16 protein-coding genes and 1 riboswitch are annotated in these 18,456 nt (G+C 65.9%); of the genes, 4 read left to right on the top strand and 12 right to left on the bottom strand.

Translation table 11 applies throughout. From position 1 onward, the window contains the following. Window positions 1-161 precede the first annotated feature (161 nt). Window positions 162-2,399, top strand: a complete 2,238-nt coding sequence (locus tag FBY36_RS14840; protein ID WP_142120591.1) for a hypothetical protein — start codon at window positions 162-164, stop codon at window positions 2,397-2,399. A 38-nt stretch (window positions 2,400-2,437) separates the two neighbouring features. On the opposite strand, the gene FBY36_RS14835 is transcribed toward FBY36_RS14840, so the two are convergent. The 10 genes from FBY36_RS14835 to glyA form a co-directional block, all read right to left on the bottom strand. Continuing rightward, entirely contained in the window at window positions 2,438-3,361 is a 924-nt protein-coding gene (locus tag FBY36_RS14835) for a YihY/virulence factor BrkB family protein (RefSeq protein WP_235008854.1), read from the bottom strand. A gap of 109 nt (window positions 3,362-3,470) precedes the next feature. Further along, entirely contained in the window at window positions 3,471-4,058 is a 588-nt protein-coding gene (locus tag FBY36_RS14830; RefSeq protein WP_235008955.1) for a 2'-5' RNA ligase family protein, read from the bottom strand. A 121-nt stretch (window positions 4,059-4,179) separates the two neighbouring features. Beyond that, a complete protein-coding gene (trpS, locus tag FBY36_RS14825; RefSeq protein WP_142120585.1) occupies window positions 4,180-5,223 on the bottom strand; it encodes a tryptophan--tRNA ligase in 1,044 nt (347 codons plus the stop codon). Between the two features lie 16 nt (window positions 5,224-5,239). Further along, window positions 5,240-6,073 (bottom strand): exodeoxyribonuclease III, encoded by an 834-nt coding sequence (locus FBY36_RS14820; protein WP_142120583.1) that lies wholly within the window; start codon window positions 6,071-6,073, stop codon window positions 5,240-5,242. Between the two features lie 10 nt (window positions 6,074-6,083). Continuing rightward, window positions 6,084-6,647, bottom strand: a complete 564-nt coding sequence (locus FBY36_RS14815) for a hypothetical protein (RefSeq protein ID WP_142120581.1) — start codon at window positions 6,645-6,647, stop codon at window positions 6,084-6,086. 61 nt (window positions 6,648-6,708) lie between these two features. After that, window positions 6,709-7,524, bottom strand: coding sequence for an ABC transporter permease (locus FBY36_RS14810; RefSeq protein WP_142120579.1), 816 nt, complete (start codon window positions 7,522-7,524; stop codon window positions 6,709-6,711). Then, entirely contained in the window at window positions 7,521-8,366 is an 846-nt protein-coding gene (locus FBY36_RS14805) for an ABC transporter permease (protein WP_142120577.1), read from the bottom strand. Before FBY36_RS14805 ends, FBY36_RS14810 begins: the two co-directional genes overlap by 4 nt. Continuing rightward, window positions 8,359-9,333 carry an ABC transporter ATP-binding protein gene (locus FBY36_RS14800; protein WP_142120575.1) on the bottom strand — a complete coding sequence of 325 codons (975 nt, stop codon included), beginning with the start codon at window positions 9,331-9,333 and terminating at the stop codon, window positions 8,359-8,361. Before FBY36_RS14800 ends, FBY36_RS14805 begins: the two co-directional genes overlap by 8 nt. 129 nt (window positions 9,334-9,462) lie before the next feature. Continuing rightward, window positions 9,463-10,365, bottom strand: a complete 903-nt coding sequence (locus tag FBY36_RS14795) for a bifunctional methylenetetrahydrofolate dehydrogenase/methenyltetrahydrofolate cyclohydrolase (RefSeq protein WP_142120574.1) — start codon at window positions 10,363-10,365, stop codon at window positions 9,463-9,465. 4 nt (window positions 10,366-10,369) lie between these two features. After that, entirely contained in the window at window positions 10,370-11,668 is a 1,299-nt protein-coding gene (gene glyA, locus FBY36_RS14790; protein ID WP_142120572.1) for a serine hydroxymethyltransferase, read from the bottom strand. Window positions 11,669-11,814: 146 nt separating this feature from the next. After that, window positions 11,815-11,900, bottom strand: a riboswitch (ZMP/ZTP riboswitch). A gap of 43 nt (window positions 11,901-11,943) precedes the next feature. Here glyA and purU point away from each other — a divergent pair. Together purU and FBY36_RS14780 are read left to right on the top strand one after the other, a co-directional pair. Continuing rightward, window positions 11,944-12,804, top strand: a complete 861-nt coding sequence (purU, locus tag FBY36_RS14785) for a formyltetrahydrofolate deformylase (RefSeq protein WP_142120570.1) — start codon at window positions 11,944-11,946, stop codon at window positions 12,802-12,804. Window positions 12,805-12,886: 82 nt separating this feature from the next. Then, window positions 12,887-13,405, top strand: coding sequence for a gamma carbonic anhydrase family protein (locus tag FBY36_RS14780; protein WP_142120568.1), 519 nt, complete (start codon window positions 12,887-12,889; stop codon window positions 13,403-13,405). Here FBY36_RS14780 and FBY36_RS14775 read toward each other — a convergent pair. Both FBY36_RS14775 and FBY36_RS14770 read right to left on the bottom strand, forming a co-directional pair. Then, window positions 13,402-15,138, bottom strand: a complete 1,737-nt coding sequence (locus tag FBY36_RS14775) for a flavin monoamine oxidase family protein (RefSeq protein WP_200830510.1) — start codon at window positions 15,136-15,138, stop codon at window positions 13,402-13,404. The genes FBY36_RS14780 and FBY36_RS14775 overlap by 4 nt on opposite strands. Continuing rightward, window positions 15,135-16,565, bottom strand: coding sequence for an amino acid permease (locus FBY36_RS14770; RefSeq protein WP_235008954.1), 1,431 nt, complete (start codon window positions 16,563-16,565; stop codon window positions 15,135-15,137). Before FBY36_RS14770 ends, FBY36_RS14775 begins: the two co-directional genes overlap by 4 nt. A 269-nt stretch (window positions 16,566-16,834) precedes the next feature. On the opposite strand from FBY36_RS14770, the gene FBY36_RS14765 reads away from it, so the two are divergent. Then, a complete protein-coding gene (locus FBY36_RS14765; protein ID WP_142120564.1) occupies window positions 16,835-18,442 on the top strand; it encodes a PucR family transcriptional regulator in 1,608 nt (535 codons plus the stop codon). Window positions 18,443-18,456: the final 14 nt, after the last annotated feature.

Here is an 18,456-nt window from a genome sequence, read left to right as displayed (position 1 = left end):
CAGACGTGGGGTTGACATCATCGAAAGTCACCACAACTATTGAAACGGCTCGGAAACCGGTTTCTGCGCTCGTTGTCCGCGCGTCCCCGTGGTCATGCCGCGCGAAGTATTCACATCGATTTCCCAGCCTCAAAGCACCCAGCAACAGGAGGGCGTGCAGAGTGCACAGCCAGAACACCAGCGACAGTTCGGCATCCCACGCCGGCATTGACCGCAGGAAACTCGTGCGGCGGCACAACGTCCGGCAGCAGCACCTCGATCCGCGAAGCCCGGTATCGGTGGGCAACGGCGAGTTCGCTTTCACCATGGACCTCACCGGCCTTCAGAGCCTCCCCGAAGAGTACCCGCTGGGCGCCCGCGGCGACCTGCCGCCGGGCACTTTGCTGGGCACCCAGGCCCAATGGGGATGGCACTCTGTGCCCGCTCCACACACTTACCACCTGGACGACTCGACACTTCTCTATGATTCACCCCGGGGTCCGGTGCCCTACGTGGACATGGTGGGCGATATCGTCAACGACCGCGAGACCGATACCTCAGCAGCTGAAACCTGGCTCCGCGCGAACGCCCATCGACTGGATCTGGGACGGATTGGGCTGCGCTGGGTGGAGGACGGTTCAGAGCGCGCCATCACCGGGGCTGAGGTGACGGACACTGAACAAACCCTGGATCTGTGGACTGGGGTGGTGACCAGTCACTTCACAGTGGCAGGCCAGCCGGTAAGAGTCACGACTGCATGCCACCCGGACCGGGACGAACTTGGCTTCCGCGTGGAGTCGCCCGCTCTTGGCTCCGGCCTGGTGGTCGGCGTCGGCTTTCCCTATGGCTCTGAGGCCTGGCACGACGCCGCCGACTGGAACAGCCCGGATGCCCACACAACTTCACTCACTGAAACGGTGACCGCAGAAAACCGCGGTGACGCCAGGATGTGGACCGCCAGCCGGGAGTTGGACAACTCCCGCTATCAGGTGAAGATCACTGGGCAGGACTTTACGGTGATCCAGACGGAACAACACCGTCTGCGGATCGTACCCGGTACTCCGGACCGGCCGGGGGAGGGAGTGTTGGACTTCTCCGTTGCTTTCAGCTCCGGCGAGGACGGTGACTGCATTCCACGGGGGAACAACAGGTTGACTGCCGGGCCAGCCAAGGGAAGCAGGCCCGGCCCAGGGGGTAGCGGCGTCGTGCTTTCACCGGCGGACAGCGTGGCTTCAGCGTCCGCGGCGTATTGGCCGGAATTCTGGTCCTCCGGCGGCGCGATTGAACTTGCTGCAACGGACGATCCCCGTGCCAGCGAGCTGGAGCGCCGCATCGTGCTGTCCCAATACCTCACGGCGGTCAATTGTTCGGGGTCGCTGCCCCCGCAGGAAACCGGTCTCGTATGCAACTCCTGGCGGGGCCGCTTCCACCTGGAGATGCACTGGTGGCATGCTGCCCACTTTGCGCACTGGAACCGGCCGGAACTCCTCCTGGCCTCCCTCCGCTGGTATTCAACGGTGCTGGAAAGTTCCCGGCAGACGGCCAGGACGCAGGGGTTCGACGGCGTCCGTTGGCCAAAGCAGGTAGGACCGGATGGCAGGGAGAGCCCCAGCCCAATCGGAACCTTCCTGATTTGGCAGCAGCCGCATCCCATCCACTTGGCGGAACTGGTCTACCGGGCCAACCCCAGCCCGGCGGTACTCGAGGAATTCGCCGAGATCGTCTTCGAATCCGCTGCTTTCATGGCCAGTTTCGCCCACCCCACTGCGCGGGGGTTCGAACTGGGGCCGCCGCTCATTCCCGCGCAGGAGAGCTATGGGCCGCTCCGTAGCACCGTCACCAACCCGACATTCGAACTGGCCTACTGGCAGTGGGGCCTCCGGATTGCCGCGGCATGGCGCGGGCGGCTGGGCCTGGAACCCGTCGAATCATGGTTGGCGGTGGCCGACGCACTGGTGCCTCCGCGCGTGATCAATGGCGTGTACGCGGCCATGGATGTGGAACCATTCACCATCAGGACAGACCACCCCTCGATGCTCTGCGCACTTGGCGTCCTCCCGCTGACGGACCTGATCGACGAAGGCGTCATGCGGGCCACCCTCGCCGACGTCCTTGCTGACTGGGACTGGGACAGCACCTGGGGCTGGGACTATCCGGTCATGGCCATGACCGCCGCCCGGCTGGGCGAACCTGAAACGGCTGTGGACGCACTCCTGCAGGAAGCACCCAAGAACACCGTCCTGGTCAACGGGCACAACCGGCAGACGGACTCCCTGCCGCTGTACCTTCCCGGTAATGGCGGCCTTCTCGCCGCCGTCGCCCTGATGGCTGCAGGTTGGGACAACGGCCCGGACCGGCATGCACCAGGCTTTCCGTCCGACTGGACAGTAGCGTGGGAGGGCCTGGTGCGGGCTCCTTAACTGTCAGGAGTAGTGGGATCCTACCGCTCTCCTGCGCCTCAGGTCTGCGGTGTGGTCCGCCGGGCTCCGAGGATGGTCTTGCGGGGGCCGGTGTCCGATTCCAGGTCCGCCTCGCGGACGGCTGCCCAACCCGCAGAGACAAGGTAGACCTGGCTGACCAGGTTGAACCAGATAAGCAGGCCGATGATGATGGCAAACGGCGCCAGGATGGGGTTGCGGCTGGCACCGCCAAGGAGTTCGGTGCTGAAGATCTGCAGGACGGTGGTGCCCACGGCGGACAGGACAGTGCCTTCGATCAGGGCCCGGCGGGACAGCTTGAGCCCGGCGGCCAGCCGGAACATGATCAGCGCCGTAGCCCAGTTCAGAACCAGCGGAACACCTATTTTGACCGATGTCGTCAGGGGGCCGGCTACGGCATCGGTGAGGTTCAGGAAGTCCGCTACCCACCCGGCAAGCGTCCCGAACACCAGTGAAGCTCCGGCGCTGATTACCAGGGCCACGCCCAGCAGCAGGAGGGTTCCGGCGTCGCGCAGCTTCATCAGGATGGGATTAACCACGAGCGGAGGCATCTGCAGCACGCCGCGCAGGCCGTCCCTGATGCCGTTGATCCAGCCCAGCGACGTGATGACGGTGACCACGCCAGCAATCACCGCGGTCCAGCCGAGGCCGTCCGGGTTCAGGAGGTCTTTCGGGTCCACCAGTCCTTCCCCGTTACCTACCTTGAGGAGCCCCGGGGCACTTTGCGCCACCGTGGTAATAATGGTGTCCAGCAGGGCCGGCTGGCTCCTGAGGACAAGCCCGGCAACCGAGAAGCCGGTAGTCAGGAGGCCTGTGATGGAGAAGAACATCCGGAACCCAATGCCGGCGCTCAGCAAGGGACCGTGCTGGAGGTTGTAGTGCTGGAACGCCCGCATGGGACGCAGGGTGTTGAGCTTGGCCTGCAGCCACTGGATCGTTGCCATCAGACTCGGCAACAGCCCGCCCCCGGATCTCCTGATTTTGCCCCATTCCATCCTTTTCTGGATGACCGCCAGCTTCAGCTGGGCGTGCTCGGTAGGCAGCGGCTGCTGGTCAGCCGTCTTCGGTTGCGGAGTCCGCGGCAGCGTCCGTGAAGCGGGCGCGGGCGTGGTTGTCAGTTTCGGTCCCAAAGTCCAGCTCTTCCCGTAGCTGCCAGATGCCGTCGGCATCATGCTCATAGAGTCCCATGCTAACCACGGGGAAGGTCGCTCTGTAGTTCTTCAGCACCGTTTCGGCCTCATCAAGGCTTTCCGGGGCGACGTCATGGGCGATGGTGACGTGCGGGTGGTAGGCAAAGGGCAGTTCGCGGTGGAGCGGGCCCTGCTGGAGCTTGCGGTGCAGGTCCACGCACTCATCGAACCCGTCCTCCACGTTAATGAAGACCACCGGAGAGACGGGCCGGAAGGTTCCGGTCCCGGAGATGGTCACCATAAAGGGACTCTGGCAGCGGGCAACTTCACGGACGTGGCGGCGGGTTGCTTCCCAGTCCTGGGTGGGGGTGGTGGTGACCAGAGTGATGTGCGCCGGTACAACGTCTGCCAGGGGGTCGCCAAAGGATGCCCGCCAGCGCTGCAGTTCCCCGGCGATTTCGGCTGGAAAGCCAAGGATGACGCCAACGCTGATTTCTTCGCTGCCCGCCATGTCATGGTCCGTGGCCGCGCGCCGGTCCGATTTGTCATCGAAGCTGTCGGCCAGGATCCGTTCCACCTGGCCGGCAGAGCAGGCCCCTCCCCTGGCGGTGACGTTTCGCGAAGACATGGCGCTAGCGGACCCCTGCGAGGCTGAGGGACGGAAGGAAGCCCATCCGCTGGTACACCTGGCCAAGGGTGACGGAGGCAATCTCGCGTGCCCGTTCCGCGCCCAGGGCCAGCAGCCGGTCAAGCTCGGCGGGATCGGCCATCAGCTCGTTGGTCCGGTTGCGGAGCGGGGTAACGAAGTCCACCACCACTTCGGCGAGGTCAACCTTGAGGTGGCCGTACATCTTGCCCTGGTACTCGGCTTCAAGCTCCGCCACCGACTTGCCGGTGAGCGACGAGTAGATGGTCAGCAGGTTGGACACCCCGGGCTTTTCCTCGGGGTCGAAGCGGATGTCCGTGCCGGCGTCGGTCACTGCCGACTTAATGCGCTTGGCCGCGATCTTGGGATCCTCCAGCAGCTGGATGGCGCCGTTGGGGGACTCCCCCGTCTTGGACATCTTGGCGCTGGGATTCTGGAGGTCGTAGATCTTGGCGCTTTCCTTCACGATCGTGGCCTCGGGAACCGTGAACGTCTGGCCAAACCTGGTGTTGAACCGCTGCGCCAGGTTCCGCGTGAGCTCCAGGTGCTGCCGCTGGTCCTCGCCAACAGGCACGAGGTCACTCTGGTAGAGGAGGATGTCCGCGGCCATGAGCGTGGGATAGGCGAAAAGACCCAGCGTGGCGGAATCCGCGCCGGACTTCTGGGTCTTGTCCTTGAACTGGGTCATCCGGGAGGCCTCACCAAACCCGGTGATGCAGTTCAGCGCCCAGGCGAGCTGCGCGTGCTCGGGGACATGGGACTGGACGAAAAAGATGCTTTTGTCCGGGTCGATACCGGCCGCAATGTACTGCGCAGCCACGATGCGGGTCCGCTTGGCCAGTTCGGCAGGGTCGAAGTCCACCGTGATGGCATGCAGGTCCGGAATGAAGAAGACGGCGTCGTACTCGGCCTGCATGTCCACCCAGTTGCGCACGGCACCGATGTAGTTGCCCAGGTGCAGGGAGTCGGCAGTGGGCTTGGCGCCGGAAAGAATGCGCTTCTTGGCAGTGGGGGAAGTCTGGCTGGTCATGGAAAAACTTTCGGGCTTAGAGCTGGTAGTCCACTACCAGCGGGGCGTGATCGGAGAAGCGGGTGTCCCAGGTGGCTGCACGGTCCACGACCGCCGAAATGGCGGATGCGGCCAGTTCGGGAGTGGCCAGGTGGTAGTCGATGCGCCAGCCGGTGTCATTGTCGAATGCCTTTCCGCGCCAGGACCACCACGTGTACGGCCCGTCGATATCGCCCGCCAGGGTCCGGTGGACGTCGTGCCAGCCAATCTCCTCGCCAAAGAACCGGTCGAAGTAGGAACGTTCCTCCGGCAGGTGCCCGGCCTTCTTGAGGTTGCCCTTGGAGTTCCTGATGTCCCGGGGTGTGTGGGCGACATTCAGGTCCCCCACTACCAGGGCATGGTCGCTGTGCTTGGTCAGCTCCGGCAGGCGGGTACTCATGACGTCCAGGAATCGGAACTTGTCGTCCTGCTTGGGAGTCCCCACTGCACCGGAATGCACGTAGGCACTGGCAACGGTGAGCTGCACAGGGTTCCCTGCGGTATCGCGGACTCGGAAATCTGCTTCGACCCAGCGCCCGGCGGTGGCGAAGTAGTCGTCCCCGATGCCGTTCCTGGTTTCCAGCGGCTCTTCCCGGGAGGCTATGGCGACGCCGGCACGGCCTTTCGCTTCGGCCTCGGCGTGCAGGATATGCCAGCCCTCCCCCAGCAGCTGCCGGACGATGGCATCAGGGGCGCGGACTTCCTGCAGGCAGAGGATGTCCACTTCGCGCGGCTCCAGCCAGGCCGCCATACCGTTCTTGTAGGCAGCCCGGAGGCCGTTTACGTTAACGGATGCGATGCGAAGGTGGTCCTTCTTCAATGCCGAGCTCACCCGCTCCACTCTAGTCGATGATGGTTCCAGTCACCGGCTCCCCGCTGCCGCCGGAGGACTTGATCATGTCCCTGGCATTGGTGGCTGTGATCTCAATGGTCTCAAGGGCCCGGTTGATGGTGTCCTGGTTGGCGGCGGCGCCCTTGGCGCGCTCCTCCTCCACCACACGGATCTGCACCTGGACGATCTTGAAGGAGTGGTCCAGCTTCAGGTCCCGCACCTCGTCAGCCCCGGAACGCTCGTACACCACCCGGGTGCCGCCGTGGTCGGCGGACTGGCGCGCCGGCGCCCGGCCCGTTGCCGTGTTAAAGGCGCTCTGGGCCTCGGACAGCTTGGCGCCCGCCTTCTTGGCTGCACGCTGGATGCTGAAGACCACGAACGCAGCCAGCGCCAGCCAGAAGGTGGCGATGATTGCGACGACCCAGCCCACGACGTCGTTCTGGTTTGCGGCGAAGATGACGGCGACGATGAACGCCGTCACCAGGACCATCAGGCCCGGCCCGCTGATCCGGAACATCGAAAAGCCGCCCCGGACGGGTTTGGCGGATGACGAGGAGCTGCCCAAAGTTCGCATGCAGCTATTGTCTCAAACGGCGGGCTGTGCTCCCGCCGCCTTCCACCCCCGGCGAACAGGGCTACTTCAGGAACAGGCTTCGCAGGCGCAGGGTGGTCAGCAGCATGCCGGCGGCGGTCATCACCAGGTAGTAGCCAACATGAACCGGGGTGGCTGCCGTAAAACTGCCCACGCTGATCTGCCGCAGTAGTTCAACGCCGTGCCAGAGCGGCATGGCCTGGATGAACCACTGGATGGGCTGCGGGTAGACGCTGAGCGGGTAGAACGTGGCGCTGAAGAGGAACATGGGCAGCAGGATGAAGTTGATCCAGTCCATCTGCTGGAAGGTCTTGAGGAAACTGGTGATGCCCATGCCCAGGCTGGCGAACCCAAAGGCGATCAACACCGATGCAGGAATCATCAGCACCGCCCAGGGCGTGGTGATCAGTCCCATCACTCCCATGACGGCCGTGAAGCCGGTGGCATAGAGCATCCCCCGCAGCAGGGCCAGGAAGATCTCGCCCAACGCCACATCCAGCGGTCCCAGCGACGTGTACAGCATCCCCTGGTACAGCTTGGCGAAGTTCATCTTGAAGAAAACATTCCACGTGGAGTCGTAGACTGCGCCGTTCATCGCGGAGACGGCCAGCAGTGCCGGGGCAATGTAGGCCGCATAGCTGATGGTGGTGCCGTCAGGCCCCTGGACGTCCCCCACGATGCCGCCCAGTCCCACGCCCATGGAAATGAGGAACAGGACCGGTTCGAAGAACCCGGACACCATCACCAGCCAGTTGCTGCTCCTTGTGGCCATGAAGCCGCGGGCAATGACCGCCCTGGCATTGTGCGAATACAGGGGCCCGAAGGTGCGGCTGCGGGCCTGCTCGGTGGCGGCGGTCACTGGCCCATCCTCAGGGCAAAGCGGCGCCGGGTCAGGACCCAGCCAATGGCTGCCATCGCCGCCAGGACGGCAACGTGCAGGACCGTGAGGAGCGGCGGTTCCCCGTATCCGAAGCCGAGCACCCGGCCCAGTTCCGTGCCATGCCAGATGGGCGAGACCCACCCCACCCAGCGGACAGCCGGCGGCAGGTTGTCCAGCGGAAAGAAGGTCCCGGAAAACAGGAAGAGCGGCATCACGATGAACCGCATCACCAGCGCGAACTGGCCCTTGTCCTCCGTGATCGAGGCGGAGTACGCCATCAGGGGCAGCCCGAAGGCCAGTCCCGTCAGGGTGGCCACCAGGATCCCGGCCCAGCCCCAGCCTGAGGGCGAGGCCCCAAACAGTGCCACCGCGGCAAAGTATAGGGCTGACTGCAGGACCAGGCGCAGCGTCACGGCCATGATGTGCCCGGCGGCGATCTGTCCCGGGGTGAGCGGCGAGGCGTGCGGCCCGAAGTACGTCCGGCGCCACTTGAATCCGGCCATCACCGGAAACGTGAACTCGTTGGCTGCAGTCATCACGGCGGCCGACACGAGCAGCGCAGGGGCGATGAAGACCAGGTAGGACACCCCGCTGAACGCCGAGTTGCCGGTATCCACCAGGGTGGCCAGGCCAACCCCCATGGCGAAGAGGTAGGCCACCGGCTGTCCCACGCTGTACATGAGGATGGACCAGGTGTAGCCCTTCATCACCCGCAGCACCTGCTCGGCATAGTAGAAGGCGCCCCAGCGCCGCGCCTTCGCAGCCGCGACGGCAGGGCTGTGGGCACGGCGGCCCGCGCCCGCCAACGTGTCCTCAGTCAACGAGGCTCCTGCCGGTGAGCCGAAGGAACACGTCCTCCAGCGACGACCTGCGCACCAGTGATGTCAGCGGCCTCAGGCCGCGGGCCGCTACCTGCTCAAGGGCTGACTCGCCGTCGTGCGCGTAGACGAGCACCCGGTCCGGCAGCACCTCCAGACGCTCCCCGATCCCTTCCAGCTGCGCCCCGATGGTGGCGTTCCGTTCCGAACCGAAGCGCAGTTCCACCACCTCCCGGGTGGAGTGCTGGCGGATCAGCTGCGCGGGTGAGCCCTCCGCCATGATCCGGCCCTTGTCCACCACGATCAGCCGGTCGCAGAGCTGCTCGGCCTCATCCATGTAGTGGGTGGTGAGGATCAGGGTGACGCCCTGCTCCTTGAGCCGGAACAGCCGGTCCCACAGGATGTGCCTGGCCTGCGGATCCAGTCCGGTGGTGGGCTCGTCAAGGAGCAGGATCCGCGGCTCGTTGATCAGGGAGCGGGCGATGGTGAGCCGGCGCTTCATGCCGCCGGAGAGCGCGTCCACTTTGGACCTGGCCTTGTCCGTCAGCTGGGCGAAGTCCAGCAGTTCGTCAGCCTTCGGCTTGAGGTAGCTCATGGGCAGGCCGAAGTAGCGGCCGTAGACCAGCAGGTTGTCGCGGACGCGCAGCTCCTCATCCAGGTTGTCCTGCTGCGGCACCACGCCCAGGTGGGCGCGCACCTCGGGCCCGTGGGTGTCCGGGTCCAGGCCCATGATGCTGAGCTGTCCAGCGGTCCGGCGGGTCACGCCGCCGATCATCTTCATGGTGGTGGACTTGCCCGCTCCGTTGGGCCCCAGCAGTCCGAAGGATTCCCCCGCGGGCACGGTAAAGGAGATGCCGTCCACAGCCGCCGCGTCACCATAGGTCTTGGTCAGGTTCCGGGCGGAGATGACGGTGCCGGACTGCGGGCCCCCGGTCAGCGTGCCGGAGGGCGTCAGGGCGTGGTTGTGCACTTGTGCAGACTAATGGAGGCGCGGCGCATCTGGAAGTGTGCTTGCAGATTCCTTTTTAACCGCACGACGGCGGCACGGCGCCTTCCATGCGAAAGGTGCCGTACCGCCGTCGGGCGCTAAATACCGGGACTAGCCCGCGTGGGCTGCCGCGCGTTCCGCGGCCTCCACGACGTTGGTCATCAGCAGCGCCACGGTCATGGGACCTACGCCGCCGGGGTTCGGCGAAATCCAGCCGGCGACGTCGGCGGCGGCGGGATCGATGTCGCCGTAGACGCGGCTCTTGCCCGTCTCCGGATCAGTCTCTCGGGTAACCCCGACATCCAGCAGCGCCGCGCCCGGCTTCACGTCCGAGGCCTTGACGATGTGCTTCACACCGGCCGCGCCCACGATGACGTCCGCCTGCCGCAGCAGCTCCGACAGGTTCTTCGTGCCGGTGTGCGTCAGGGTCACGGTGGCGTTCACGTCCCGCCGCGTGAGCAGCAGGCCGATCGAGCGGCCGATGGTGACGCCGCGCCCCACCACCACGACGTGCTTGCCCGCCAGGCTGTAGCCGTTGCGCTCCAGGAGCTCGATGACTCCTCGGGGCGTGCACGGCAGCGGAGTGTCGATCTTGTTGTTGACGTTCAACACGAGCCGGCCAAGGTTGGTAGGGTGCAGGCCGTCGGCATCCTTCGCGGGATCGATGCGCTCCAGGATGGCGTCCTGGTCCAGGTGCTTGGGCAGCGGCAACTGGACGATGTAGCCGTGGCAGGCCGGGTCTGCATTGAGTTCGTCAATGAGGGCATCCACCTGCTCCTGGGTGGCATCAGCCGGGAGCTCGCGCTGGATGGAGTTCATCCCGATCTGCTCAGACTGCTTGTGCTTCATGGAAACGTACAGCTGCGAGGCAGGGTCCGCGCCCACCAGTACGGTGGCGATGCCGGGAGTGACGCCCCGGGCCTTGAGTGCAGCGACGCGTTCGGTCAGCTCCGCCTTGATGGCGGCGGCGGTAGCCTTGCCGTCAAGGATCTGTGCGGTGGTGGTTTCAGTCATGGGATCACCACTGCTCGTGCTGCGGGTAGAGCGGGAAGTCGGCTGCCAGCTTGTCCACGCGTGCCTGCAGGGCCTCGACGTCGGTGCTGTTGCCGGCCTTGAGGGCGGTGGCGATGATCTCGGCAACCTCGGTGAATTCGGCAGCACCGAAACCGCGGGTGGCCAGGGCCGGGGTGCCGATGCGCAGGCCGGAGGTGACCATCGGCGGGCGGGGGTCGAACGGAACGGCGTTGCGGTTCACCGTGATGCCCACCGAGTGCAGCAGGTCTTCTGCCTGCTGGCCGTCCAGCTGCGAGTTCCGCAGGTCCACGAGCACCAGATGGACGTCCGTGCCGCCCGTGAGGACGGAGACGCCGGCTTCTGATACGTCGGCCTGGTTGAGGCGGTCGGCGATGATCCGGGCACCTTCGAGGACGCGCTCCTGGCGCTCCTTGAATTCCTGGGTGCCGGCGATCTTGAAGGCCACGGCCTTGGCGGCGATGACGTGCATCAGCGGCCCGCCCTGCTGGCCCGGGAAGACGTTGGAGTTCAGCTTCTTGGCCCACTGCTCCTTGGCCAGGATCACACCCGAGCGGGGACCAGCCAGGGTCTTGTGCACGGTGGAGGTGACGACGTCGGAGTGCGGCACCGGGCTCGGGTGCAGTCCGGCGGCCACCAGTCCGGCGAAGTGTGCCATGTCGGTCCAGAGCAGCGCGCCCACTTCATCGGCGATGGAGCGGAAGGCCGCGAAGTCCAGGTGGCGCGGGTAGGCGGACCAGCCGGCGATGATCACCTGCGGCTTCTCGGCAATGGCCTGCTCGCGGAGCTTGTCCATGTCGATGCGGAAGTTGTCTTCCTCGACCTGGTACGCGGCAACCTGGTACAGCTTGCCCGAGAAGTTCAGCTTCATGCCGTGGGTGAGGTGCCCGCCGTGGGCCAGGGACAGGCCCAGGATCTTGTCGCCCGGGGTGATCATGGCGGAAAGCGCGGCAGCGTTGGCCTGTGCGCCCGAGTGCGGCTGGACGTTGGCGTACTCGGCGCCGAAAAGGGCCTTGACCCTGTCGATGGCCAACTGCTCGGCAACGTCAACATATTCGCAGCCGCCGTAGTAGCGGCGGCCCGGATAGCCCTCGGCGTACTTGTTGGTGAGGACCGAGCCCTGGGCTTCCATCACGGCGCGGGGTGCAAAGTTCTCGGAGGCGATCATTTCCAGCGTGCCGCGCTGGCGGCCGAGCTCCTGGTCCAGGACTGCGGCGATTTCGGGGTCAAGCTCAGCCAGCGGCTGGTTGCTGACGGCGGTTGTTGAGGTGGCTGTAGTAGTCACGAGGAACTCCTGGCTAGGGATACGGGCACTGCTTAGGTCAGGCTACCGGCTTACGCAACTTCACACCCCCATGTGACGAGACGTGAAAGAGCGGGCAGGGCTCTGATCTGCTGGCGCAGGTGCAGCCCCAATTCCGGCAAGACATGACCCTCGGCCCAGGCGTACGATCCGTGGTCTTCGTGATTGCCGCTCCCTGGTGGTTAGCCACCCAACGCCAGTTGCGACCATTCCAGCCTACCAAAACCGGCGCCCGCAGCGCGGGTAGGCTATTACGCGTGAATGAAGAGCAGCTGAACCAAGCGTACGTTGTCACCCTGTCCTGCCCGGACCGTCCCGGAATCGTCCACGCGGTGACGGGAGCACTGCTGGTGGCAGGGTGCAACATCATGGATTCGCAGCAGTACGGCAGCCCTTCAACCGGAAACTTCTTCATGCGGGTCGAAGTGACCACGGCAGCGGCCAAGTCCGAACTTCGTGCGGCGCTGGAGCCGGTGGCGGAGGCCTTCTCCATGCAGTGGAACCTTAATACTGTCGGCGACAAGGTCCGCACCCTGGTCATGGCCAGCACCTCGGCCCACTGCCTGAACGACCTGCTGTTCCAGCAGCGCTCCGGCACCCTTCCGATCAACATTCCCGCCATCGTGTCCAACCACCAGGACCTCGCCGGGCTGGCCGAGTTCTACGGCATCCCGTTCCACTACATCCCGGTAACCAGGGACACCAAGGTCCAGGCGGAGGACAAGCTGCGGGCCATCATCGCCGAGCACGACATCCAGCTGACCGTCCTGGCCCGCTACATGCAGATCCTCTCCGACGAACTCTGCACCGAGCTGACCGGCAAGGCCATCAACATCCACCACTCGTTCCTGCCGTCCTTCAAGGGTGCCAAGCCGTACCACCAGGCCCACGCCCGTGGCGTCAAGCTCATCGGTGCCACGGCACACTACGTGACGGCCGCCCTGGATGAGGGCCCCATCATCGAGCAGGAAGTCATCCGGGTGGACCACGCCCGCACCCCTGAGCAGTTCGTGCAGATGGGCCGCGACGTCGAGGGCCGCACCCTGGTCCAGGCCGTGCAGTGGCACGCCGAGCACCGGGTGCTCCTGGACGGCAACCGGACAGTGGTCTTCAACTAAGTAGCAGTAGATGCCGTTTTGGGGCCCCAAAACGGCATCTACTGCTACTCAGTTGGGTGCAGGGGTGGCTTAGGGTGAACCCATGGCCCCTCTGTACCCTTTCGCCGGAAACTCCCCGGCTGTCCACGACTCAGCTTTCGTCGCCCCGTCCGCGTCGATCATCGGCAACGCCACCTTGGGCCCGGACTCCAGCGCCTTTTACGGTGTCTCTGTCCGCGCCGACACCGCGGCCATCACCGTGGGTGCCGGCAGCAACCTGCAGGACAACGTGGTGCTGCACGCCGACCCCGGTTTCCCCTGCACGGTGGGCGAGCGGGTCAGCGTGGGGCACGCCACCGTCGTGCACGGCTGCACTGTGGAGGACGACTGCCTGATCGGCATGGGCGCCACGGTCCTGAACGGCGCGGTGATCGGCGCCGGCTCGTTGGTGGCGGCCGGCGCCGTGGTGCTCGAAGGAACGGTGGTTCCGCCCAGGTCACTGGTGGCGGGCGTGCCCGCCAAGGTGCGCCGCGAACTCACAGATGAAGAGTTCGACGGCGTCCGCGCCAACGCCACCCGGTACGTGGAGCTCGCGGCGAAGCACCGCGATATGCACAGTTAGTCCAGGCTGACCGGGCCGAACTCGTCCAGCAGGTCGCCCGGGCCGGGGTTGCCCGGCGCGGCTGATCCGCCCAGGTGCTTCACGACGCCCCATACTGCGTTCAGCCCCGTGGTGACCGCACCTTCCGCCCAGCCGGCGGTGAAGGAGACGTCGTCGCCGGCCAGGAAGATGCCGCGCTGGGACTCCGGAAGCCTGTCCTGCTTGAAGTGCGTGAACAGCCGCTGCTGGTAGCGGTAGTGCCCGGGCAGGTTGGCCTTGAAGGCACCCATGAAGTTGGGGTCCGCCTCCCAGGACACGGTGATGGGCTGACCCACGATGTGGCCGGCGATGTCCACACCGGGGTAGATCTGTTCCAGCGAGTGCAGCATCAGCTCAACGCGTTCGTCCGCGTCCAGCGCCAGCCACTTCAGCGCGTCGTCGTTCCAGGTATAGGAGAGCAGGATGACGGCGGGCTGGTCGGGGCCATTGTCCAGCAAGTAGGTGGCCCGGTTCAGCCTGTCAGTCAGCGTCATGGACAGGACCTCGTTGCCGGTGTCCGGGTCGATGTCCTTCCAGAACGGCCGGTCCACCATGACGAACGTCTTGGAGGACTGCATGTAGTGCGACTTCTCCATGGCGGTCCACAGCTCGGCCGGGAACAGTGCCTCCTCGGTGTGGATCCGGGTGGACAGCAGCCAGGACTGGCAGGTGGCCACCACGGCCGGGTAGCTGGCCTCACGGCCCCAGCGTTCGCGGATCCGCAGGTTCCCGTCCGGGTCGCGGCTGATTCTTCCCACGGCTCCGCGGGGCGAGCCGGAGTGCAGCGAGGAAAGGGAGGTGCCGGCAGGCCAGTGCACCATGTCCGACGGCGCGTGCTGCCAGAGTGCCTCGGGCAGCCGCTGCGCTCCGCCCCGGATGAAGCGGTGCTGGTCGTCCGCGTCGGTGTAAACCACGCGCAGGATTTCCAGGATGGAGTTGGGGAAGTCGGTGTCCCAGCCGCCGGTGCCGAACCCCACCTGGCCAAAGGCTTCCCGGTGGGCGAACCCTGCCTTCTTAAAGGAGTCGCTGGCGGCGATGAAGCCGTAGAAGGTCTGCTCGTCCATGAGCGGGAGCAGTTCGTTCCAGAGGTCCTTGATGCGGGCCATGTCCCGGGCACGGATGGCCTCCTGCATTTCCACGAATTTGGCACCGTCATTGACCGCGGCCTTCCAGGCGTCGGCTACCTCCCGGAAGAACGGCGGCAGGTCCCCCGGCTTCTCCGCGTAGTGCTTCCTGCCGGCCAGTTCGATCACGGTGCTGGAGGTGGCCTCGGCAAGCGGGTTGGGGAAGTCCTGGGTTTCCAGGCCCAGCAGTTCCACATAGTGGTAGAAGGCCTTGCCCGACACCGGGAAGCGCATGCCGCCCAGGTCCGCCACCACTCCGGGGGCCGCGGGGAAGGCGGCGGTGCGGAGCCGGCCGCCGATTTGGTCCGCTTCGTAGACCACGGGCCGCAGCCCAAGCTTCATCAGTTCATAGGCGGTCACCAGGCCGGAGACGCCGGCGCCGATAACGGCCACTTCCGTACCGTAGAGCTCCGGCGGGACGGAGCCCAGGCCAGCCGGGTGGGCCAGGTAGTGGTCGTAGCTGAACGGGAAGTCGGGGTTCAGCATGGTGATGGGGGCCGGGTGCCGGTCGATGACCCGTCCGGCGGCATCGGTAGGAGCCGCGGAAGTGCTGGAGGGGTCGAAGGCCGGCAGTTCGGTAGCGGTGGTCATGATAGTTCTGCTTTCACAGGTTCCTGGCTCGGGGCCTTTGCGGTCAGTTCACGGTAGTCGGACTCGCTGAGAGCCGCTACCTTCGAGTTCCGGCGTCCATAGCCGAAGTAGATGGCGATTCCCACGAGCATCCAGGCGCCGAAGACAACCCAGGTATCGGCGCCAAGGTTCGCCATCAGGTAGGCGCACATCAGTGTGCCCAGCACGGGAGTCATGGGGTACAGCGGCACCCGGAAGCTGCGCTTCAGGTCCGGGCGGTTGCGCCGCAGGTAGATGACGGCGACGTTGACCAGCGCAAAGGCAAACAGGGTTCCGATGCTGGTGGCGTCGGCGAGGGCACCGAGCGGGACCAGCCCCGCGGTCAGTGCGACGGCGGTGCCAACGATCAGGGTTCCTGCTGCCGGGGTGCCGGTCCGGGCAGATACGCGTCCGAAGACTTTGGGCACGAGGCCGTCCCGGGACATCGAGAGCAGGATGCGGGTCTGGCCGTACAGGACCGTGAGCACGATGCTGGCGATGGCAAGGACGGCACCGACGGAGAAGACCAGGGCGATCCAGGGCTGGTGGGTTGTCTCCTCGAGGATCTGGACCAGGGCGGCTTCGGTTCCGTCGAACCAGCCCCAGGGCCGGGCGCCGATGGCGGCGACGGCCACGAGGACGTAGATGCTGGTGACGATCACCATGGACAGCAGGATGGCGCGGGGAAGATCGCGCTTGGGGTTCTTTGCCTCTTCACCGGCAGTGGATGCGGCGTCGAAGCCGATGTAGGAGAAGAACACCCGCGAGGCTGCTGCGGACACACCCGCGGCGCCCATGGGCAGGAGCGGTTCAAAGTTGCCGGCGTTGAAGGCGGTAAAGGCAACGGCGCAGAAGAACAGCAGGATGCCGACCTTGATGATGACGATGGCCGTGTTGATCCAGGCACTTTCACGGGCACCGCGGACCAGCAGGACCGTGGCCAGCACCACGATGGCCATCGCTGGAAGGTTCACCAGTCCCCCGTCCCCGGGAGGCTGCGACATGGCATCAGGGAGCACCTGGCCGAAGACCGCCAGCGTCTCGTTGACATACTGGCCGGCGCCCACGGCAACCGCGGCGACCGAGACGGCGTACTCCAGGACCAGGCACCACCCGCAGATCCATGCCATGCCCTCGCCCATCGTCGCGTAGGAGTAGGAGTAGCTCGAGCCCGCGACGGGGACCAGGCCGGCCATTTCGGCGTACGACACCGCGGAGAGCAACGCGGCCAGGCCGGCTATGACGAACGAGATCCAGATGGCCGGGCCGGCCAGCGGAACCGATTCGCCAAGGATCACCAGGATGCCGGTTCCCAGGGTGGCACCGACGCTGATCATGGTCAGGTGGAGGACGCCGAAGCTGCGCACCAGCGCGGTCCCGCCCTCGCTGCTTCCGGCCTCGCTGACCATCTGGCCGATCGGTTTGCGGCGCAGCAGCTGGGCCCGGAGGCCGGGCCGCCCGACGCTGGGCGCAATGGTTTTTTCGGTGGTCACAGGCACAGTCACCGTTGACGTCCCTTCAGAAGTAGTTGTCGGTTTCCCCTCCCCAAGGTTGGCATGTGAGCCAACTCTCAGCCCGGTGCAAAATGACTTATAGTGATCCACCATGAGACTTAATGCACAGGGCCGCCATGAGGCCGGAGCGGTCAAAAGACGCGGCTGGCGGGACGTATCCAACCATGCCCGCTGAGGCTGCCACGTCCGGACGGCTGAGCTTCGTCACCCTACAGCAGTTCCTTGACCAGCTGCCGCCGGTGTTGAAAATGCTTCACGACGGCGGCAGCGGCGGCCGCCTGCTGCGGTGGGTTGAGCCCAGCGAGCTGGAGGACCCCACGCCCTACCTTCCGGAGGGCGAATTCCTGCTCACCGCCGGCCTTCCCTTCCTTGGCGACGGCGGATCAGCCGCGAGCGTTGACGCCTATGTCCGGCGGCTGGTCGACGCCAAGGTCGCGGCCCTGGGCTTCGGGATCAGGCCATACTTCGACGCCGTCCCGGACGTGGTCCTTGAGGCATGCCGGCGGCACAACCTCACCTTGTTCGAGGTGCCGGAGTCGCTCCCCTTCGCGGCGATCGGGCTGCAGTTTTCACAACTCCTGGAGACCGACAACGCCAGGGTCTTCCGGCAGCTGGCAGAGACCAACAGGCAACTCATGCGCGCCATCCTCTCCCCCAAAGCGGAACATGAACTGCTGGCCGCGCTGGTCCAGCGCGTGCCCGTTTGGGCGGTGATGGTGGGAGCGGACGGCCGGGTACGGGCGCGCGGCACCAGTGCCGGCGGCAGCACCGCCGTCGAACTTTCCCTGCTGGAACCCATGCTGGAACGGCTGTTGTCCGGCCGCGGCCCCCGCGTGGAAATGGACGGTTTTGACCAGCCCGGCTCCGCGCTGGTGGTGGGACACCCCCTGCGAAGCACCCGGGACGCCAACCTCGGCGCCCTGATCCTGGGTTCCGACGTTCCGCTGACCCCCGCCCAGAACAACATGGTCCAGTCCGCCGTGGGACTGCTGGAGCTGCTGGTCCGGCAGCGGACCAGCGGGTCCCTGGCTCCCAGCCAGCTTGCCACCGCCGTCCTGCTGCATCCCGAAAGCCTCAGCAGCGGGGACAGCAAGCACCTCAACGGACTCAAGGACCTGCTGGCCCAAAGCCTGTCCTCCACCCGGTCCGCGCCTGTCCGGGTCCTCCAGGGCGTCAAGGTGGAGGCACCGGAGTGGCCGGCGGGAGACAGCCCCGTCAGGGAACTGCTGCAGTGGCGACGGATCTTTGATACGAAGCTGGTGGAGATCACGGACTACGGGTTCGCCGCAATGACCCGGCTCAAGGTGGACGATGCGCTGCTTGCCGACGTCGAGAAGCTCGGGTGGCGCCTGGTCATTGGCGAACCCACCGAGCTGGCCGGCCTTCCCGCCGCATACCAGCGGGCCACCTCCCTGCGGACCCGGGTCCAGAGAAGCGGGCAAAGCATCCGGGCCGGTGAGGTCTCCTGGTCGGTCACCGGCCTGCTTGGCCGTGAGGCCGGGACCCTGCTGGCCGAACGGCTCCTGCAGCCGGTCCTGGCGCTTGAACCGGACCGGCGTGATCCGCTGCTGGCCGTCCTCCGCGGCTGGCTGGGCGAAAACGGCAGCTGGGACGGTTCTGCCAAGCTGCTGGGGCTGCACCGCAACAGCGTGCGGCGGCAGATCGGGGTCCTCGCCGAGATGCTCCAGCTGGACCTGAACCAGGCGCAGGTCCGGGCGGAGCTATGGATCGCACTGCAGTACACCGATGGGCTGACCGGCGGGACGGGCTAACCGGGCGGGACGGC

This window comes from Arthrobacter sp. SLBN-122 (assembly GCF_006715165.1).
Taxonomy (GTDB): domain Bacteria; phylum Actinomycetota; class Actinomycetes; order Actinomycetales; family Micrococcaceae; genus Arthrobacter.
Note: the sequence above shows the minus strand (reverse complement) of the source record. Positions and strands in the feature narration are given on the sequence as shown.